This window comes from Streptomyces sp. NPDC059787, assembly GCF_042732315.1.
GTDB lineage: Bacteria > Actinomycetota > Actinomycetes > Streptomycetales > Streptomycetaceae > Streptomyces > Streptomyces atrovirens.
This window is the reverse complement of record NZ_JBHWHX010000041.1, coordinates 1-15,078: the sequence shown is the minus strand read 5'-3', so window position 1 is coordinate 15,078 and position 15,078 is coordinate 1. Positions and strand designations below refer to the sequence as shown.

Here is a 15,078-nt window from a genome sequence, read left to right as displayed (position 1 = left end):
GCGCGGTCGGGTTCAGAGGTGCCGGCGGCGGCCGGTCACCTCGGCGTCGTACCGTGCGCGGGCCTGGACGGCGGCCTCGCGGGCGGACACCTCGGCCACCGGCACGTCCCACCAGGCCTCGGCCGGGGGAGCGGTGGGAGCGGGGTCGGTCTCGACGTACACGCACGTCGGACGGTCGGAGGCACGCGCCTCGGCCAGCGCGTTCCGCAGCTCCCGCACGGTCTTGGCGCGCAGTACGTCCATGCCGAGGCTGGCCGCGTTCGCCGCGAGGTCCACGGGCAGCGGGGCGCCGGTGAAGGTGCCGTCGGCGGCCCGGTGACGGTAGGCGGTGCCGAAGCGCTCGGCGCCCACCGACTCCGACAGGCCGCCGATGGAGGCGTACCCGTGGTTCTGGATCAGGACCAGCTTGACCGGGAGGTTCTCCTGGACGGCGGTGACGATCTCCGTCGGGTTCATCAGATAGGTGCCGTCGCCGACCAGCGCCCACACCGGGGTGCCGGGAGCGGCCTGCTGGACACCCAGCGCGGCCGGGATCTCGTAGCCCATGCAGGAGTAGCCGTACTCCAGGTGGTACTGGCGGGGGCTGCGGGAGCGCCACAGCTTGTGCAGGTCGCCGGGGAGCGAACCGGCCGCGTTGATCAGCACGTCCTCGTCGCCGACGACCGCGTCGAGCACGCCGATCACCTGCGTCTGCGTCGGTACGGCCGTGTCGTCGTCCGCGCGGTAGGCGGCCAGGACGACCCGCTCCCAGCGCTCCTTGCCGGCCCGGTACTCCGCCTCGTACGACGGTTCCACGCGGTGGCCGGCGAGCGCCCCGGCGAGCTGTTCCAGACCGGTGCGCGCGTCGCCGACCAGGGTGCGCGCCGCCAGCTTGTGCGCGTCGAACCCGGTGATGTTGAGGTTGAGGAAGCGGACGTCCGGGTTCTGGAAGAGGGTGCCGGAGGCGGTGGTGAAGTCGGAGTAGCGGGTGCCGACGCCGATCACCAGGTCGGCGGTGCGGGCGAGTTCGTCGCTCACCGCCGTGCCGGTGTGGCCGATGCCGCCGAGGTCGGCGGGGTGGTCGTGACGCAGGGAGCCCTTGCCGGCCTGGGTGGAGGCGACCGGGATGCCGGTGGCGTCCACGAACGCCTTCAGCGCCTCCTCGGCCTCGCTGTGGTGGATCCCGCCGCCCGCGACGATCAGCGGGCGCCGCGCGGCCCGTACGGCCTGCGCGGCGGCCGTCAGCTCCGCGGGGTCCGGGGCGGGACGTCGTACGGACCAGACGCGCTCGGCGAAGAACTCCTCCGGCCAGTCGTACGCCTCCGCCTGTACGTCCTGGGGGAGGGCCAGCGTCACCGCACCGGTCTCGGCCGGGTCGGCGAGCACCCGCACGGCGCCCAGCGCGGAGGGGATCAGGGCCTCGGGGCGGGTGACGCGGTCGAAGTAGCGCGACACCGGGCGGAGCGTGTCGTTGACCGACACGTCGGCCTCGACCGGGTGCTCCAGCTGCTGGAGCAGCGGGTCGGCGACGCGCGAGGCGAAGTAGTCGCCGGGGAGCAGGAGCACCGGCAGCCGGTTGACGGTGGCGAGGGCGGCGCCGGTGACGAGGTTGGTCGCGCCGGGACCGATGGACGTCGTCACCGCCTGCGCCGAGAGCCGGTTGAGCTGGCGGGCGTGACCGACGGCGGCGTGCACCATCGCCTGCTCGTTGCGGCCCTGGTGGTACGGCATGACCTCGCGGTACTCGACGAGTGCCTGCCCGATACCGGCCACGTTGCCGTGACCGAAGATGCCCCAGGTGCCCGCGATCAGCCGGCGGCGCACACCGTCGCGTTCGGTGTACTGGGCGGACAGGAACCGCACCAGTGCCTGTGCGGTCGTCAGTCGGCGGGTGGCGGCGCTCATACGGACCTCTCCGGTGCGGTGTAGAGGGGGAGTCGGGGGTCGACCGCCTGGTCCGGCCAGGTGTCGCGGATCCAGGCGTGGTCGGGGTGGTCGCAGATCAGCCAGGCGCGTTCCGGCTCGGGTCCCGCCATGACGTTGAGGTAGTACATGTGGTGGCCGGGCACGGCCATGGACGGGCCGTGCCAGCCGTCCGGGATGAGGACGACGTCGCCGTCGCGCACCTCGGCCAGCACGTCCGTCCCGCGGCCCGGGCCGGAGGGGGAGACCCGCTGGTAGCCGAGGCCGGGGGTGCCGTCGTGGCCGGCGAACTCGAAGTAGTAGATCTCCTCCAGCACGGACTCCTCGCCGGGCCGGTGCTCGTCGTGCTTGTGCGGCGGGAAGGACGACCAGTTGCCGCCCGGGGTGAGCACCTCCACCGCGATGAGCTTGTCGCACTCGAACGTGCCTGCCGCACCGAAGTTGTTGACCTGCCGTGAGCAGTTCCCGGTGCCGCGCAGCTCCACGGGAACGTCGGAGGCCGGTCCGTGACGGGCGGGCAGCCGGCGGGTGCAGCGGGCGCCGGTGAGCGCGAACCGTCCGCCGTCCGCCGAGGACACCGTCGCGCGGGCGTCGCGCGGGACGTACGCGAAGTCGGTGACGCCGTCGAACACACTGGTGCGGCCGGTGAGTTCGAAGGTGTCGTGGCCGAAGTCGTCGTCGGCGGTGACCGTGCAGCCGCCGCTCAGCGGCAGCACGATCCACTCGCTGTCGCCGGTGTCGAAGGTGTGCGCGCCGCCGGGCGGCAGCCGGAGGACGCGCAGGCTGGAGTGGCCCCAGCCGGCGTTCTCCGGGTTCACGTCGACGGCGTAGGGGCCGGCGAGGGCCTTGCCCGCGGGAAGGTGATGTGTCATGGCGTGCCTCCGGGTCGCAACAGGCTTCTCACAACAGGCCGACGGCCGTGTCCACCGCCGTCTCCACACTGCCCTCGGCCGGGTAGAGCAGCGAACGGCCGACGACCATCCCCATCACGGTGGGCAGCCGCAGCGCCTTGCCCCACCGCTCGTACGCCGCCTCCTGGTCGCCGACCTCGCCGCCGAGCAGGACGACGGGCAGCGTGGAGGCCCCCAGCACCTCCGGCATGGCGTCGACGTCGTCGGTGACGGGGAGTTTCAGCCAGGTGTAGGCGGAGGTGCCGCCCAGACCGGAGGCGATGGCGATGGAGCGGGTGACGGCCTCGGCGGACAGGTCGTTGCGGACCCGGCCGTCCACCCGGCGCGAGATGAACGGCTCCACGAACACCGGCAGCCGGCGTTCGGCCATGGCGTCCACGGCGCGGGCGGCGGACTCCAGGGTGGCCAGCGAGCCCGGGTCGTCGTAGTCGATGCGGACCAGCAGCTTGCCCGCGTCGAAGCCCAGCCGGGCGATGTCCTCCGCGCGGTGGCCGGTGAAGCGGTCGTCCATCTCGAAGGACGCCCCGGCCAGGCCGCCCCGGTTCATCGAACCCATGACGACCTTGTTCTCCAGCACCCCGAGGAGCAGCAGGTCCTCCAGGATGTCGGCGGTGGCCAGCACCCCGTCGACGCCCGGCCGGGACAGCGCGATGCAGAGACGTTCCAGCAGGTCGGCGCGGTGGGCCATGGCCAGCCGGCGGTCGCCGATGCCGAGCGCGCCCCGCGCGGGGTGGTCGGCGGCCACGATCATCAGCCGGCCGCTGTCGCCGATCAGCGGGCGCCGTGCCCGGCGGGCGGCGGCCTCGGCGACGGCCTCCGGGTTGCGGGCCCGGACCGTGGTGAGGTCGGGGATGCTGAGGTTCAAGGAAGGGCTCCGTTCAGGACTGGCTCGGCAGGTCCGCCGTGCCCGGCGAGGCGGCCCGCGCGAGGAGGTCCGCGACCTCCGGCTCGGTCGGCATGGCGGACGAACAGGCGAGGCGGGAGGCGACGACGGCTCCCGCGGCGTTGGCGTGGCGCATGGTCCGCTCCAGGTCCCAGCCGGAGAGCAGACCGTGGCAGAGCGAGCCGCCGAAGGCGTCGCCCGCACCGAGACCGTTGACCACCTCGACCGGCACCGGGGGCACCTCGGCCCGGGTGCCGTCGCGGTGCACGGCGAGCACGCCCCTCGGGCCCTGCTTGACCACGGCCAGCTCCGCACCGGCTTCCAGCAGCGCCTCGGCGCAGGCCCCGGGCTCGCGCACACCGGTGGCGACCTCGCACTCGTCGAGGTTGCCGACCGCGACCGTGGCGTGCCGCAGCGCCTCGCGGTAGTACGGGCGGGCCTGGTCCGGGTCCCGCCAGAACATGGGGCGCCAGTCCAGGTCGAAGACGGTGGTTCCGGCCCGGTCACGGGCCTCCAGGGCGGTGAGGGTGGCCGAGCGGCTCGGTTCCTCGCTCAGGCCGGTGCCGGTGATCCAGAAGACGCCGGCCGCGCGTACGGCGGTCAGGTCCAGTTCGTCGGCGCGGATCTCCAGGTCGGGGGCCTTGGGGCGGCGGTAGAAGTAGAGCGGGAAGTCGTCCGGCGGGAAGATCTCACAGAAGGTGACAGGGGTGGGATACGCGGAGACCGGGGCGACCCAGCGGTCGTCCACGCCGAACTCCCTCAGCGCCTCGCGCAGAAACGTGCCGAACGGGTCCTCACCGGTGCGCGTGACGATTGCCGCGGAACGGCCCATTCGTGCGGCCGCCACCGCGACATTCGCAGCCGATCCGCCCAGGAATTTCCCGAACGTCTCCACGCGCGCGAGCGGAACGCCGGTCTCCAGTGGATAAAGATCGACCCCGATGCGACCCATGGTGATCAGGTCGAAATAGTGTGGTGAGACGGCCATTGAGCGACGCTCCTCGAGCTGCTGGGGATGCGGGTCCCAGGGCGCCCTGCCACGGTGGGGACGAGGATCCCAGGGACCTGCCGCCTCACAGGTGTAGGTCTCGGAGGGCGGCGATGTCAATAGTTTGTACTTACATTCGGACTAGTTAGTGAAATGATGTCTTAACAAAGTATTGACACCGGGCGGTTCTGGGGATTGGATCGCGTCCCAGCATGACCGCCGTGTTCCATGGCACACCCCGGATCTCCGGGGCTCCGGGCACCGGATCCTCGGACTCCCGCCCTTTCCCCGCGTAGCACAGTGAGGTGCAGGACAGATGGACCGCTCTTCGCACACCCGCTCCCGCAGAATCGCGTTCGTCGCGGTCGCGGCGGCAGCCGCCCTGACCCTCGCCGGCTGCTCCAGCGGTTCCGGTGGCAAGGAGTCCGAGGAGGGCGGGGCCGACGCCTCCGCGGGCAAGGCGAACACGCCCCGCATGAAGGTCGCCCTCGTCACCCACCAGGCGCCCGGCGACACCTTCTGGGACATCGTGCGCAAGGGCGCCGAGGCCGCCGCGGCCAAGGACAACGTCGACCTCGTCTACAGCAACGACCCGAACGCCGGCACCCAGGCCACCCTGGTGCAGAACGCGATCGACCAGAAGGTCGACGGCATCGCGGTCACCCTCGCCAAGCCGGACGCGCTGAAGGCCGTCATAGCCAAGGCGAACGCGGCCGGCATCCCCGTCGTCGGCCTCAACTCCGGCCTGAGCGACTGGAAGGACCTCGGCCTGCTCGAGTTCTTCGGCCAGGACGAGTCGGTGGCGGGCGAGGCGTTCGGCAAGAAGCTGAACGAGGTCGGCGCGAAGAACACCGTCTGCGTCATCCACGAGCAGGGCAACGTCGGCCTGACCCAGCGGTGCGACGGGGTGAAGAAGACCTTCGAGGGCGAGACCCAGATCCTCAACGTCAACGGCACCGACATGCCGTCGGTGAAGTCGACGATCACCGCGAAGCTGAAGCAGGACTCCTCCATCGACTACGTCGTCACCCTCGGCGCGCCCTTCGCGCCGACCGCGGTGCAGTCGGTGGGCGACGCGGGCAGCAAGGCGAAGGTCGCCACCTTCGACCTCAACAAGGAGCTGACCAAGGCGATCGGGGCCGGCGACATCGAGTTCGCCGTGGACCAGCAGCCCTATCTGCAGGGCTACCTCGCCGTCGACGGCCTGTGGCTCTACAAGAACAACGGCAACTACAGCGGCGGCGGTGAGCAGCCGGTGCTGACCGGCCCGGCGTTCGTCGACAAGTCCAACGTCGACGCGGTCTCCGAGTACGCCGCGAAGGGCACTCGGTGATGAGCATGGCCCAACAGGCTGAGCCGGCGGTGACCCCACCGCCGGCCCCCGGCCCGAAACAGAGCGACGGCCGCACCGTGCGGCGCCCGCTCGCACTGCGGCTCCTCGCCCGGCCCGAGGTCGGCGTGTTCCTCGGCGCCGTGGCCGTCATGGTGTTCTTCCTGTTCGCCGCTCCGCCGGTGCGGGACGGCGGCTCCATGGCGAACATCCTGTACCAGTCGTCGGTCATCGGGATCATGGCGCTGCCCGTGGCCCTGCTGATGATCGGCGGCGAGTTCGACCTCTCGGCCGGTGTCGCCGTCGTGACCTCGGCACTGACCGCGAGCATGCTCAGCTACCAGCTCACCCTGAACGTGTGGATGGGCGTGATCGTCGCCCTGGCGGTCTCCCTGGGCATCGGCGCGTTCAACGGCTGGATGCTGGTCAGGACCGGGCTGCCCAGCTTCCTGGTCACCCTCGGCACCTTCCTGATCCTGCAGGGCGTGAACCTGGCGGTGACCAAGACGGTCACCGGCAACGTCGCCACCGACAGCATCAGCGACATGGACGGCTTCGACCAGGCCAAGGCCCTCTTCGCCTCAAGCTTCGACGTCGCGGGCGTCCAGGTGAAGATCACCGTGGTGTGGTGGCTCGTCTTCGCCGCCCTCGCCACCTGGGTGCTGCTGCGCACCAAGTACGGCAACTGGATCTTCGCCGTCGGCGGCAACAAGGACAGCGCCCGCGCGGTCGGCGTCCCCGTCACCTTCACCAAGATCTCCCTGTTCATGCTGGTCGGCTTCGGCGCCTGGTTCGTCGGCATGCACAACCTGTTCTCCTTCAACACCGTGCAGTCCGGCGAGGGCGTGGGCCAGGAGCTCATCTACATCGCCGCGGCCGTCATCGGCGGCTGTCTGCTGACCGGCGGCGCCGGCAGCGCGATCGGCCCGGTCTTCGGCGCCTTCATGTTCGGCATGGTGCAGCAGGGCATCGTCTACGCCGGCTGGAACCCGGACTGGTTCAAGGCCTTCCTCGGCGTGATGCTGCTCGGCGCCGTCCTCATCAATCTGTGGGTCCAGCGCCAGGCGACCCGGAGGTGACCGCAATGACCGACAAGACCACCGGCACCCACGGCTCCGTCCTCGAGGACACCGTGCCCGACGGCGACCGCCCCCTGGTCGAACTCCGCGCCGCGGGCAAGTCCTACGGCAACATCCGCGCCCTGCACGGCGTCGACCTCACCGTCCACCCCGCCAAGGTGACCTGCGTCCTCGGCGACAACGGTGCCGGCAAGTCCACCCTCATCAAGATCATCTCGGGGCTGCACCGGCACACCGAGGGCGAGTTCCTCGTCGACGGCGAGCCGGTGCGCTTCTCCACCCCGCGCGAGGCCCTCGACAAGGGCATCGCCACCGTCTACCAGGACCTCGCGGTCGTCCCGCTGATGCCGGTGTGGCGGAACTTCTTCCTCGGCTCCGAGATGACCAGGGGCCCCTGGCCCGTCCGCCGCCTCGACATCGACCGGATGAAGAGGACGGCCGACGAGGAACTGCGCAACATGGGCATCGTCCTGGACGACCTGGAGCAGCCCATCGGCACCCTCTCCGGCGGCCAGCGCCAGTGCGTCGCCATCGCCCGCGCCGTCTACTTCGGCGCCCGCGTCCTCATCCTCGACGAGCCGACCGCCGCCCTCGGCGTCAAGCAGTCCGGCGTGGTCCTCAAGTACATCGCGATGGCCCGCGACCGCGGCCTCGGCGTCATCTTCATCACCCACAACCCGCACCACGCCTACATGGTCGGCGACCACTTCAGCGTGCTGCGCCTGGGCACCATGGAGCTGTCCGCCCCCCGCAGCGAGGTCGGCCTCGAGGAGCTGACCAACCACATGGCCGGCGGCGCCGAACTGGCCGCGCTCAAGCACGAGCTGGCGCAGGTCGGCGGCGTCGACACCGAGGAACTCCCCGAGGAGGGCGACCTCCAGGCCCCCGCGGCCGCAACTCCGGAAGGAAAGTCCTGACATGGCAGTCGCGCTCGACCGCATCCGGGTCGGTTCCGCCCCCGACTCCTGGGGCGTCTGGTTCCCCGACGACCCGCAGCAGGTGCCCTGGCAGCGCTTCCTCGACGAGGTCGCCGAGGCCGGCTACTCCTGGATCGAACTCGGCCCCTACGGTTACCTCCCCACCGACCCGGCCCGCCTCGGCGACGAGGTGAAGAAGCGCGGCCTCAAGGTCTCCGCTGGCACCATCTTCTGCGGACTGCACCGCGGCCCGTCCGAATGGGACACCACCTGGGAGCAGGTCGGCCGGGTCGCCGCGCTCACCCGGGACATGGGCGCGAAGCACCTCGTCGTCATCCCGTCCTTCTGGCGTGACGACAAGACCGCCGAGATCCTCGAAGCCCCGGAGCTCACCACCGAGCAGTGGGGCCACCTCACCAAGGGCATGGAACGCCTCGGCCGCGAGGTGCGGGACACGTACGGCCTGGACATCGTCGTCCACCCGCACGCCGACACCCACATCGACACCGAGGAGCACGTCGAGCGCTTCCTCGACTCGACCGACTCCGGCCTGGTCAACCTCTGCCTGGACACCGGCCACTACGCCTACTGCGGCGGCGACAGCGTCAAGCTGATCGAGACCTACGGCGAACGCATCGGCTACCTCCACCTCAAGCAGGTCGACCCGGAGATCCTCGCCGACGTCGTCAAGAACGAGGTCCCGTTCGGGCCGGCCGTGCAGCGCGGGGTGATGTGCGAACCGCCCGCCGGTGTCCCCGAGCTGGGCCCGGTCCTCACGGCCGCGCAGAAACTGGGCGTGGACCTGTTCGCGATCGTCGAGCAGGACATGTACCCCTGCGAGCCCGACAAGCCGCTTCCCATCGCCGTACGCACCCGCAGGTTCCTCCGCTCCTGCGGCGCCTGACGAGCCCGACGAAGGGGAGGCGAGAGACATGAACCGGCGTGAGCCACTGCGCATCGCCGTCATCGGCACCGGCCGGATGGGCGCCGACCACGTACGCCGCATCGACCGGGTCGTCAGCGGCGCGCGGGTCACCGCCGTCGTGGACATCGACGCCGAACGGGCCAAGGCCGTCGCCGCGGGCGTCGACGGCTGCACCGCCCACACCGACCCGGCCGCCGCGATGGCGGCGGCCGACGTCGACGCCGTACTCATCGCCTCCTCCGGGCCGGCCCACGAGGCCGCCCTGCTCACCGCGTTCGAGCACGACCTGCCCGTCCTGTGCGAGAAGCCGCTCACCCCCGACGCGGCCTCCGCCCTGCGCGTCATGGAGGCCGAACAGGCCCTCGGTCACCGCAGGGTCCAGGTCGGCTTCATGCGCCGCTACGACACCGAGTACGTGCGCCTGAAAGCCCTGCTGGAGACCGGGCAGCTGGGCCGCCCGCTGATGCTGCACAACCGGCACCGCAACGTGGCCAGCGCGCCCTTCTTCACGAGTGCCATGCTCGTCACCGACTCCGTGGCCCACGAGGTGGACGTCACCCGCTGGCTGCTCGGCCACGAGATCACCGCCGTCACGGTCCTGCGTCCCACCCCCTCCTCCGGCGCCCCCGAGGGACTGCGCGACCCGCAGTTCGTCGTCCTGGAGACCGACGGAGGCGCGCTCAGTGACGTCGAGATCTTCGTCAACTGCGGCTTCGGCTACCAGGTGCAGGCCGAGGTGGTCTGCGAACGCGGCACCGCCCGCATCGGCGACGGCCATGCCCTGGTCACCAACACGGCCGGCCGCTGGGGCGGCACCATCACCCAGGACTGGACCGAACGCTTCGCCCAGGCCTACGACGACGAGATCCAGACCTGGGTCGACACCACCCGCCGCGGCGGGATCACCGGCCCCAACACGTGGGACGGCTACGCCGCGGCGGCCGTGTGCGAGGCGGGGGTACGGGCGCTGGAGACGGGCGGCCGGGTGGAGGTCGACCTGGTGGAGAAACCCGCGCTGTACCGGTAGCTCCAGCCGCTGCGGGCAGTCGTTCCGCAGGGCGATGGGGGAGGGTGGGCACAGCCGGCGAGGGCCCGCTCAAGCCTGCCGTACCTCCTCGACGGTGACGGGACGGTGCTCGTGCAGCGACAGTGTGCACGCCTCGGCGATCCAGCCCGCCTCCAGGGCGTCCGCGACCGTGCACGGCGAGGGGCGGGTACCGGCCACGACCTCGGTGAACACGGCCAGTTCGGCACGGTAGGCGGCCGTGAACCGGTCCATGAAGAAGTCGTGGGGAGTACCGGCCGGGAAGGTCACGCCCGGCTCCACCGACCGCAGCGGCAGCTTGTCCTCCAGCCCCACCGCGATCGAGTCGGCGAAGCCGTGGAGTTCCATACGGACGTCGTAACCGCGGGCGTTGTGACGGCTGTTGGAGACCACCGCGAGAGTCCCGTCGTCCAGTGTGAGGACCGCGCCGGTCGTGTCCGCGTCGCCCGCCTCCCTGATGCAGTCGGCGCCCCGGTTGCCGCCGGCCGCGTACACCTCGGTCACCTCGCGGCCGGTCACCCAGCGGATGATGTCGAAGTCGTGCACCGAGCAGTCCCGGAAGATGCCCCCGGACGCGGCGATGTACGCGGCCGGCGGCGGCGCCGGGTCCAGCGTGGTCGAGCGCACGGTGTGCAGCTTGCCCAGCTCCCCGGAGCGTACGGCGGCCCGCGCGGCGGCGAAGCCGGCGTCGAAACGGCGGTTGAAGCCGATCTGGACCGGCACGTCACGGCCCTCGACCGCCTTCAGCACCTCCACCCCCTCGGCCATGGTGCGGGCCACCGGCTTCTCGCAGAAGACGGGCACGCCCGCCTCCACACAGGCGAGGATCAGCGCCGGGTGGGCGTCGGTCGCGGCGGCGACGACCACGCCGTCCACCCCGGCCGCGAGCAGGGCCTCGGGGGAGTCCGCGACCTCGGCGTCGAACCGTTCGGCGGCGGCCTTCGCGGCGTCCGTGAACGGGTCGGAGACGACGAGGGACTCGACGGTGCCGAGCCCGGCGAGGGTCTCGGCGTGGAAGGCGCCGATGCGGCCGAGGCCGAGGATTCCGATGCGCATGGGGGACGGTGCTCCTTGCTTGCGGGTTCGTACGAGCGGGGCGTGCGGGGAGGTCAGTCGAGGCCGCCGAGGACGTTCTGGTCCCAGTCGATCACGGAGCCGGTGACCACCCCGGAACGGTCGGAGAGCAGCAGGGCCACGAAGTCGGCGATCTCGTCCGGTTGGCCGAGCTTTCCCATCGGCAGCCGCGCGGCGGCCTGTTCGCGCCAGTCGTCCCCGGCGCCGTGGAAGGCGCGCTGGGTGGCGTCCTCGCCCTCGGTGACGGTCCAGCCGATGTTCAGGCCGTTGATCCGGATCCGGTCCCAGCGGTGGGCGTGCGCCGCGTTCCGGGTCAGGCCGGCGAGGCCCGCCTTCGCGGCGACGTACGGCGCCAGGAACGGCTGCCCGCCGTGTGCGGAGGAGGTGATGACGTTGACGACCGTGCCGGGTGCCGCGCGCCGCACCATGTCCGCGACGGCGGCCTGCATGGCGAAGAACGGCGCCTTGAGGTTGATCGCGATGTGCTGGTCGAACAGTTCGGGCGTGGTGTCGAGCAGCGTCCCGCGCGAGGTGAGTCCCGCGGAGTTGACCAGGCAGTCGACCCGCCCGTACGCCTCCACCACCCGCGCGACACAGGCCGTGGCCTGCCCGGCGTCCGCCAGGTCGGCCCGTACGAACATCGCCTTGCCGCCCGCGGCGGCCAGCTCGGCCACCAGCGCCTCGCCCGGCTCCGGGCGCCGCCCGCTCACGGCCACGACCGCCCCCTCGCGGACCGCGGCCCGCGCGACGGCCGCGCCGACGCCCTGGCTGCCGCCGTTGACGAGGACGATCCTGTCGTCGAGAAGTCCCATGCCTGTGTCCGGGTCCCTTCAGCTCTCGCGCCGCTTGGCGCCGGCCCGCAGTTCGCCCCGCAGGGTCCGCGCGGTCCAGCCCTCGCGCAGCGCCCGGCGTACGACATCGGCCTGCGAGGGCGGGGCGAGGCCCTCGACCGGCGGGTCGCGGTCGAGGTTGGTGGGGAAGGGGTACCCCTCGGCGCTCGCCGCGATCACGTTCTCCAGCCACCGCTCGCCGGCGCCCTCGCCCCGCCGCTTGAGGAGCACCGGGTAGACGGCGCCCGCCACGGCCTCGCGGTCCACCGTCTCCATCGCCCGGCCGAACGCCGACGACACCTGGAGCAGGTTGGCCATGCGCCGGATGTCCGCCGAGTGGTTGGCGCCGGCGGCGTGGAACAGCGCCGGGTTGAAGAACACCACGTCGCCCTTGGCGAGCGGCAGTTGCACGTGGTGCTCCTCGAAGTACGCCCGGAACTCCGGGCGCCGCCAGGCGAGATAGCCCGGCTCGTACTTCTGCGAGTGCGGCAGGTACAGCGTGGGCCCGGACTCGACGGGCATGTCGCAGTGCGCCACCGCGCCCTGGAGGGTGAGCACGGGGGAGAGGCGGTGCACATGCGCCGGGTAGGCGGAGGCGGCCTCGTCGGAGAGGAACCCGAGGTGGTAGTCGCGGTGCACGGTCTGCGCCGCGCCGCCCGGGTTGACCACGTTGACCTGGGAGGTGACCTGGTAGCCGGGGCCGAGCCAGGCCGAGGAGACCAGCGCGATCACGTCGTTGGCGTAGTACTCGGCGAACGCCTCCGGGTCGTACAGGGCCGCCTTCTCCAGGGCGTTCCACACCCGGTCGTTGGCGCCCGGTCTGGCGAAGTGGTCGCCGGCACCGGCGCCCGAGGCGCGCTGCTCGGCGATCAGGGCGTCGAACACGGCGGTGGTCCGGTCCACGACCGCCGGGTCGGTGAAGGCCCCGCGGATCACCACGATGCCGGGGCCGTCCGCGAACGCGCGCACCAGCTCGGCCTGTACGGCACGGCGGTCGGCGAGGGCGAGCCGGTCGGCGTCGTACAGCAGCACGTTCCGCTCGACGCCACCGGCGTGCGGGTAGGCGTCGAGGTCGGTCGGTTGCTCGACCAGTGCGCGGAAGGCGTCCAGGTCGCAGTCCCGCTCGGACAGCCAGGCGGCCGGCACGGGCGTCCGCTGGTGGGTGGAGGATGACATGGGGTCGTCCCTTCGGGTCACGGAGCGACGCGGCTGATGTCATTCTTGTCAGTACAAACCCTTCGAACAACCGGCAGCAAGCCATCAAAAACCCCTCAGGAGCGGATGTGGGCCACCCCTTCCCGATCCGGGAAATCGCACGTCAGGCCGGTTTGAGCGAGGCCACGGTGGACCGGGTCCTCAACGGCCGGGGCGGAGTGCGGGAGAGCACCGCGCGGGAGGTGCACCGGGCGATCGCCGACCTGGACCGGCAGCGCACCCAGGTCCGGCTGGTCGGCCGGACGTTCATGGTGGACATCGTGATGCAGTCGCCGGAGCGGTTCTCCACCGCCGTCCGGGCCGCCCTGGAGGCCGAACTGCCCTCCCTGCACCCGGCGGTGGTCCGCTCCCGCTTCCACTTCCGGGAGACGGGCCCGGCGGGGGAGCTGGTCGCGCTCCTCGACCGGATCGGCCGTCGCGGCTCCCAGGGCGTGCTGCTCAAGGCGCCCGACGTTCCCGAGGTCACCGCGGCCGTCGGCCGGCTCGTGGCGGCGGGGGTTCCCGTGGTGACCCTGGTGACGGACCTGCCGGCGAGTGCCCGGATCGGGCACGTCGGCAGCGACAACCGGGCGGCGGGCGCGACCGCCGCCTACCTCATGGGGCAGTGGCTGGGCGGCCGGCCCGGCAACGTGCTCACCAGTCTCTCCAGCGGCTCCTTCCGCAACGAGGAGGAGCGCGAGATGGGCTTCCGCGCCACCATGCGCGTCCGGCACCCCGGGCGGGCCCTCGTCGAGATCGCCGAGGGACAGGGGCTGGACGCCACGCAGTACGACCTGGTCCGGGCCGCGCTGGAACGCGATCCGGAGATCCGCGCGGTCTACTCGATCGGCGGCGGCAACATCGCGACCCTGCGCGCCTTCGAGGACGCCGGGCGGGAGTGCGCGGTGTTCGTGGCGCACGATCTCGACCATGAGAACACCCGGCTGCTGCGGGAGCACCGGCTGTCCGCCGTGCTCCACCACGATCTGCGCCACGACCTGCGGGAGGCATGCCACCTGGTGATGCGCGCCCACGGCGCCCTGCCGCCCGCCGGTCCCACCCTTCCCTCCGCCGTCCAGGTGGTGACCCCCTACAACATGCCGCCCCCGACGGCGGCGGGGTGACGGCCGGGCGTGTAACCACGTGCCGTGGGCCGGGCCTGCCTACCGTCGTGGGCATGAGGAATCCGACCCCCGAAGGCGGGCCCGAGCGGCTGATCGCGCTCGCCGACGGCGTGTTCGCCATCGCCATCACCCTGCTGGTCCTGGACATCTCCGTGCCGCAGGGGCTGGACTCCGAGGAGTTCCACCAGGCCCTGAGCGACACGCTGCCCAACCTGGGCGCCTACGGGATCAGCCTGGCGGTGCTGGGCGGCTTCTGGCGCGACCACCGGGCGATCTTCCGCACGGTCCGGCAGGTGGACGGGCAGGTGATCTCGCTGACCGTGCTCGGTCTGGGTCTCGCGGCACTGCTGCCGTTCCCGACCGCGCTGGTCTCCGAGTACGGCGACGAACGCGCCTCGGTGATCGTCTACGCGGTGACGGTGGCTTCGCTCGGCGCCGTCCACCTGGCGCTGGCCGTCCTCGTCGCCCGGCGCCCCCGGCTGCGCGGCGGAGCCGCACCCGTGCGGGACGAGGCGCTCTACGCCGTCGACCTGGGGGCGACGGTGGCGGTGTTCCTGGTGACCGTCCCGCTCGCCCTGGCCGTCGGGCCCGCCGCCATGTGGTGGTGGCTGGTGCTGGTGCCGGTGAAGGTGTGGCTGGGCCGACGGGAGAACGCCCGGTCGGAGTGACCGCTCCTCATTCCTCGCCCCCGCCGCCCCTTCCCGTCCCGTCCACAAGGGGCGCTGCCCCTTGGACCCCGGACGCGCGGGTGGAGGGGGGTTGTTCGCGCAGTTCCCCGCGCCCCGTCAGGGGCGCGCGCTACATCGCGCGGGGGTGTGGGGGCGAAGGCCCCCGGGACGGGCCCGGAAGTGGCGGCGGCGGCGGCGGAAAGTAAGA

Annotated in this window: 14 protein-coding genes; 7 read left to right on the top strand and 7 right to left on the bottom strand. The window is 71.9% G+C overall.

All coding sequences use genetic code 11. The annotated features are described in order from the left end of the window. Window positions 1-12 precede the first annotated feature (12 nt). From iolD to iolC, 4 genes are read right to left on the bottom strand one after another with little or no spacing between them, the layout of a single operon-like run. On the bottom strand, window positions 13-1,884 hold the full coding sequence (gene iolD, locus ACFV5H_RS29590) for a 3D-(3,5/4)-trihydroxycyclohexane-1,2-dione acylhydrolase (decyclizing) (RefSeq protein WP_385051279.1): 1,872 nt from the start codon (window positions 1,882-1,884) through the stop codon (window positions 13-15). Beyond that, window positions 1,881-2,774, bottom strand: a complete 894-nt coding sequence (gene iolB / locus ACFV5H_RS29585) for a 5-deoxy-glucuronate isomerase (protein WP_385198060.1) — start codon at window positions 2,772-2,774, stop codon at window positions 1,881-1,883. The genes iolD and iolB overlap by 4 nt, the downstream gene beginning before the upstream one ends. A 28-nt stretch (window positions 2,775-2,802) precedes the next feature. Beyond that, the gene (locus ACFV5H_RS29580; RefSeq protein WP_385051283.1) at window positions 2,803-3,678 is read right to left on the bottom strand and encodes a deoxyribose-phosphate aldolase; all 876 of its coding nucleotides are present in this window, start codon (window positions 3,676-3,678) and stop codon (window positions 2,803-2,805) included. A gap of 13 nt (window positions 3,679-3,691) precedes the next feature. After that, window positions 3,692-4,684: a 5-dehydro-2-deoxygluconokinase gene (gene iolC / locus ACFV5H_RS29575; protein ID WP_385198059.1), complete on the bottom strand. Its 993-nt coding sequence runs from the start codon at window positions 4,682-4,684 to the stop codon at window positions 3,692-3,694. Window positions 4,685-5,000: 316 nt separating this feature from the next. Here iolC and ACFV5H_RS29570 point away from each other — a divergent pair, with 316 nt between their 5' ends. From ACFV5H_RS29570 to ACFV5H_RS29550, 5 genes are read left to right on the top strand one after another with little or no spacing between them, the layout of a single operon-like run. Further along, complete coding sequence (locus ACFV5H_RS29570; protein ID WP_385051288.1) at window positions 5,001-6,017, top strand: sugar ABC transporter substrate-binding protein; 1,017 nt, start codon at window positions 5,001-5,003, stop codon at window positions 6,015-6,017. Further along, window positions 6,017-7,093 (top strand): ABC transporter permease, encoded by a 1,077-nt coding sequence (locus tag ACFV5H_RS29565; RefSeq protein ID WP_385051290.1) that lies wholly within the window; start codon window positions 6,017-6,019, stop codon window positions 7,091-7,093. The genes ACFV5H_RS29570 and ACFV5H_RS29565 overlap by 1 nt, the downstream gene beginning before the upstream one ends. Window positions 7,094-7,098: 5 nt before the next feature. After that, window positions 7,099-8,010, top strand: a complete 912-nt coding sequence (locus tag ACFV5H_RS29560; RefSeq protein WP_385051292.1) for an ATP-binding cassette domain-containing protein — start codon at window positions 7,099-7,101, stop codon at window positions 8,008-8,010. Window position 8,011: 1 nt separating this feature from the next. After that, the gene (locus tag ACFV5H_RS29555; RefSeq protein ID WP_385051294.1) at window positions 8,012-8,914 is read left to right on the top strand and encodes a sugar phosphate isomerase/epimerase family protein; all 903 of its coding nucleotides are present in this window, start codon (window positions 8,012-8,014) and stop codon (window positions 8,912-8,914) included. A 28-nt stretch (window positions 8,915-8,942) separates the two neighbouring features. Next, window positions 8,943-9,962: a Gfo/Idh/MocA family protein gene (locus ACFV5H_RS29550; protein WP_385051296.1), complete on the top strand. Its 1,020-nt coding sequence runs from the start codon at window positions 8,943-8,945 to the stop codon at window positions 9,960-9,962. 69 nt (window positions 9,963-10,031) lie between these two features. Here ACFV5H_RS29550 and ACFV5H_RS29545 read toward each other — a convergent pair whose 3' ends face one another. Genes ACFV5H_RS29545 through ACFV5H_RS29535 form a run of 3 tightly spaced genes read right to left on the bottom strand, consistent with a single transcriptional unit; the run spans window position 10,032 to window position 13,060 of the window. Beyond that, window positions 10,032-11,036, bottom strand: a complete 1,005-nt coding sequence (locus ACFV5H_RS29545; protein WP_385198057.1) for a Gfo/Idh/MocA family oxidoreductase — start codon at window positions 11,034-11,036, stop codon at window positions 10,032-10,034. A 53-nt stretch (window positions 11,037-11,089) separates the two neighbouring features. Continuing rightward, on the bottom strand, window positions 11,090-11,866 hold the full coding sequence (locus tag ACFV5H_RS29540) for an SDR family oxidoreductase (protein ID WP_385198055.1): 777 nt from the start codon (window positions 11,864-11,866) through the stop codon (window positions 11,090-11,092). A gap of 18 nt (window positions 11,867-11,884) precedes the next feature. Continuing rightward, a complete protein-coding gene (locus tag ACFV5H_RS29535; protein WP_385051302.1) occupies window positions 11,885-13,060 on the bottom strand; it encodes a phytanoyl-CoA dioxygenase family protein in 1,176 nt (391 codons plus the stop codon). A gap of 107 nt (window positions 13,061-13,167) precedes the next feature. On the opposite strand from ACFV5H_RS29535, the gene ACFV5H_RS29530 reads away from it, so the two are divergent. After that, the gene (locus tag ACFV5H_RS29530) at window positions 13,168-14,202 is read left to right on the top strand and encodes a LacI family DNA-binding transcriptional regulator (RefSeq protein ID WP_385051303.1); all 1,035 of its coding nucleotides are present in this window, start codon (window positions 13,168-13,170) and stop codon (window positions 14,200-14,202) included. Between the two features lie 92 nt (window positions 14,203-14,294). After that, complete coding sequence (locus ACFV5H_RS29525; protein ID WP_385198085.1) at window positions 14,295-14,870, top strand: TMEM175 family protein; 576 nt, start codon at window positions 14,295-14,297, stop codon at window positions 14,868-14,870. Window positions 14,871-15,078: the final 208 nt, after the last annotated feature.

Excerpts from the sequence above, each read along its gene's own strand:
- iolC (WP_385198059.1), bottom strand. The coding sequence starts at position 4,684 with ATGGCCGTCTCACCACACTATTTCGACCTGATCACCATGGGTCGCATC.
- ACFV5H_RS29535 (WP_385051302.1), bottom strand. The coding sequence starts at position 13,060 with ATGTCATCCTCCACCCACCAGCGGACGCCCGTGCCGGCCGCCTGGCTG.
- ACFV5H_RS29545 (WP_385198057.1), bottom strand. The coding sequence starts at position 11,036 with ATGCGCATCGGAATCCTCGGCCTCGGCCGCATCGGCGCCTTCCACGCC.
- ACFV5H_RS29540 (WP_385198055.1), bottom strand. The coding sequence starts at position 11,866 with ATGGGACTTCTCGACGACAGGATCGTCCTCGTCAACGGCGGCAGCCAG.
- ACFV5H_RS29565 (WP_385051290.1), top strand. The coding sequence starts at position 6,017 with ATGAGCATGGCCCAACAGGCTGAGCCGGCGGTGACCCCACCGCCGGCC.
- ACFV5H_RS29550 (WP_385051296.1), top strand. The coding sequence starts at position 8,943 with ATGAACCGGCGTGAGCCACTGCGCATCGCCGTCATCGGCACCGGCCGG.
- ACFV5H_RS29570 (WP_385051288.1), top strand. The coding sequence starts at position 5,001 with ATGGACCGCTCTTCGCACACCCGCTCCCGCAGAATCGCGTTCGTCGCG.
- ACFV5H_RS29555 (WP_385051294.1), top strand. The coding sequence starts at position 8,012 with ATGGCAGTCGCGCTCGACCGCATCCGGGTCGGTTCCGCCCCCGACTCC.
- iolB (WP_385198060.1), bottom strand. The coding sequence starts at position 2,774 with ATGACACATCACCTTCCCGCGGGCAAGGCCCTCGCCGGCCCCTACGCC.
- iolD (WP_385051279.1), bottom strand. The coding sequence starts at position 1,884 with ATGAGCGCCGCCACCCGCCGACTGACGACCGCACAGGCACTGGTGCGG.
- ACFV5H_RS29560 (WP_385051292.1), top strand. The coding sequence starts at position 7,099 with ATGACCGACAAGACCACCGGCACCCACGGCTCCGTCCTCGAGGACACC.